The sequence below is a fragment of the Methylomonas sp. BG-2 genome, from assembly GCF_057766305.1.
Map to the genome: position 1 here is coordinate 1 of NZ_JBYMAP010000357.1, position 2,787 is coordinate 2,787.

Sequence of the window (2,787 nt, forward strand, 5' to 3'; positions counted from 1 at the left end):
AACAAACCTGAGCTCGGCGATTTGTTATGAAGTGATTTATACAGCTTGCGTAACAAAATCTTTGAGAGCTGCGTATGGATATAGACGATTGATGTCCTAAAGCCGGCCTTAACCATGTCATACGCCAAGCGGTGTTTGTCGAACACTGAAATTGCATCGTTATTCTGGGCCATAAATAAGTATCCTTTTATTTAAAAATCTCTACCAGGGTTTTAGGATCAAGCGCATTCGAGTCTAGAATTTTCTTTAACTCATCACATTCAAAGCGCGGTGAGAATAAAAACAATCCCACTTTGGATAATTTGATAATGTCTTCGAGACTGGCCGTTTTTATCAAATGCGCCGCGTCTTTATCAACGCCCATGAGGATATGTAGCTTACTGGACTGATCGTCCAACATCTGCTCTCGAATGAACAACAGAAGCTTGAGATTGAACGCTTCAATCGCATCGGTCATGATTAATCTCCAAAATAGGCTCTCAGCGCTTTTGCAATCGCTAGGGTTCTTTTGCCGTAATGATAAGCACGGGCTAATCGCTCCGGCTCGTTTCCATAACCGGCATGATACCGTCCTAGTCCCAGTGCTCTGTCACTGGGCTCGGATCGAATGGCCTCGGCCAGAATGTCGGCACCGATTCGTAGATTCACGTTTGCATCGAACAGGCTGCGGATGTCGCGGACTCGATGGCCATGCCACTTGATGTTCACCTGCATTAAGCCGATATCGATTGATCGAATCCCTTTGTCTAATTCCTGCTCTAGGCTCTGAAGCGCTTCGGCATGGGTTTGGGGCAGCATCGACTTGCCGGCCGAGTTGATCGCTAACGGCCAAGGCGATATCGTTTTGTTACCGCAGTATTTCGATGATTCCATCAATGATACGGCATACAATTCAAAGGGGTCTAGCCCTTTTTCCATCGCAATGCTTCCCCAGTCCGATTCAGTCAATGGGTTAGTGTAAGCGTTAGCCGACAGGGCGCTCAAGACGCAGATCATCCACACTTTTCGCATATTCAGTGTCTACCCTTTTAGAACAACACAGGAATCAAAAAACGCAATAGCGCAAGTCGCTATTGTTCGGTATTCAGACTTGATTTGAGCTTCACCAGGGTCTGATTCGTTTCGAGCCGGTTCGGCGGCGTGCCAAGCATGGCTGACACGGTTTGTAGACCATTCCGCGCGCTGACGACGCCGAGTGTCGCCAAGGTCCGCAGCCTTTCCGCCCGGTCCCTGGCCGGTATCGTTTCGATCGCTGCATACAGTTCCGGCGATGATCCTGGATTGATCGTGACCAATATTTTCATTATCACGCCCGGCTGAAATAGAAAAAGCCGAGGGCATTGGCCATCGCCGGCTGCGCCGGCAGACATACTGGGTTCAAGGGGAAAATACGCCTGGCGGCTTCTTGATACAGGGCGCCGCCGCCGCCCGCGAGCAGGACGATATCCACGGAAGCTTTCTCGCGCCGCAGCGATTGTTTCATCGCTGCCAAGGCCACCTCCGCGACCGATTGCGCGGCCGCGGACAAATACGTCTGGATTTCAATGGTCTGTCCCAGCAACAACACCGTGGTGCCGCCGGCTCTTAAGACGTCCTCGATTTTTTCCGGGGGAAGATGGCCGCCATAGTCTTGGCAAATCAGTTCGCTGGTTTTATCGAGTAAGACCGACATGGCTTCCAGGCTGGTACCGGACGAGGCCGTCACGATTTCGCCTTCGTTAAGCAGCACCCAGTCCACCGAGAAAAACCCCGGATCGATCACCAGCACCCGCCCGGCGTTGAGCCGTTGGTCTTGCGTGCTGAACAGTTGTTCGACAAAGGCGCCGACGGGTTGCGGGATCACTTGAACGCGGTCCACGCTCATTTGGCGTTTCGGCGTGACCTGATGAACGCCGGTTAATTGCGCAGCAAGTGCATCCCGCGCGGATTTGTCCTGCCATTGGGCGACGGGCAGCCCGGTGGTCAACACGTCGATGTGGGTTTGCTCCGTCGCCAGCAAGGCGGCGTGGAATAGCGCTCGATAGGAGGGGGTCGCCGCATAGTCCCGATGTAGCGCCCGGTTCCAGTTGCTCAGTTTGCTGACGCTGATACCGGCGCCCCAGGCGGCGCCTTCGACGGTGACCCGCAACGTATCGTTTGTTCGATCGATGGCTTGCGGCAAGTGTTCGATCGGCGCGGCGCCGGCCGGGAATAGGCGGGTGGTGGGAAGCGATTGATGCTCGCCGAAGGCGATTTTAACGTTCGAGTAGCCGATATCTAAGCCTAGTATAAACATGGGAATGAGTGTCCTGTCGATTGCGTAAGGTTATAGCGACTGAGGATAGACGCGTGTCGATCTTAGCAATTTTCAAACAAGAAACCCGCTGGCTAAATGCTTTTAAAATGCACTTTGCCAGCGGGTTTGTAAAAGTCAATACGCTACCATGCCCCCTTTGCTATACCGATAGGGAAGGTCTTTCTCATGATGAATCCACAACCCAGCCAGGCGATCGAGCCCGCGGTCTATACGTACTATCAAGCCACGCCGGCTGTCTGCACCTGGCTATTTCATCAAATAGATCAGTTGCGTGAGCAAGCACAGTCAATCGTTAATCGATATACGGAACGTTATATTGAATTGATTCGTCAAAATTCCGCCGTCGCTAGATACCCTCTGGGAATCAAGCTTGAATGGACAACCGATGACAAACGGCTACTGGGTTGGGGCGTCGGTCGTTGGTCAAATAACCAGTTTATCGAATCGCGATTATTCGCCCTTCCAAAAGATCGGTATCGATTTCACTATCT

The 2,787-nt window shown here is 52.1% G+C and carries 5 protein-coding genes; 1 reads left to right on the forward strand and 4 read right to left on the reverse strand.

Annotated elements, in window-relative coordinates; translation table 11 throughout:
- Positions 1-187: 187 nt before the first annotated feature.
- The 4 genes from AC3B8H_RS20045 to AC3B8H_RS20060 form a co-directional block, all read right to left on the reverse strand.
- Positions 188-457 (reverse strand): flagellar transcriptional regulator FlhD, encoded by a 270-nt coding sequence (locus AC3B8H_RS20045; RefSeq protein ID WP_488443286.1) that lies wholly within the window; start codon positions 455-457, stop codon positions 188-190.
- Between the two features lie 2 nt (positions 458-459).
- Entirely contained in the window at positions 460-948 is a 489-nt protein-coding gene (locus AC3B8H_RS20050; protein WP_488443287.1) for a transglycosylase SLT domain-containing protein, read from the reverse strand.
- 122 nt (positions 949-1,070) lie between these two features.
- On the reverse strand, positions 1,071-1,304 hold the full coding sequence (locus tag AC3B8H_RS20055; protein ID WP_488443288.1) for a hypothetical protein: 234 nt from the start codon (positions 1,302-1,304) through the stop codon (positions 1,071-1,073).
- Positions 1,305-1,306: 2 nt separating this feature from the next.
- Entirely contained in the window at positions 1,307-2,275 is a 969-nt protein-coding gene (locus AC3B8H_RS20060; protein WP_488443289.1) for a ParM/StbA family protein, read from the reverse strand.
- 186 nt (positions 2,276-2,461) lie between these two features.
- On the opposite strand from AC3B8H_RS20060, the gene AC3B8H_RS20065 reads away from it, so the two are divergent.
- The coding region (locus tag AC3B8H_RS20065) for a hypothetical protein (protein WP_488443290.1) at positions 2,462-2,787 on the forward strand (326 nt) is incomplete at its 3' end.

Excerpts from the sequence above, each read along its gene's own strand:
- AC3B8H_RS20060 (WP_488443289.1), bottom strand. The coding sequence starts at position 2,275 with ATGTTTATACTAGGCTTAGATATCGGCTACTCGAACGTTAAAATCGCC.
- AC3B8H_RS20055 (WP_488443288.1), bottom strand. The coding sequence starts at position 1,304 with ATGAAAATATTGGTCACGATCAATCCAGGATCATCGCCGGAACTGTAT.
- AC3B8H_RS20045 (WP_488443286.1), bottom strand. The coding sequence starts at position 457 with ATGACCGATGCGATTGAAGCGTTCAATCTCAAGCTTCTGTTGTTCATT.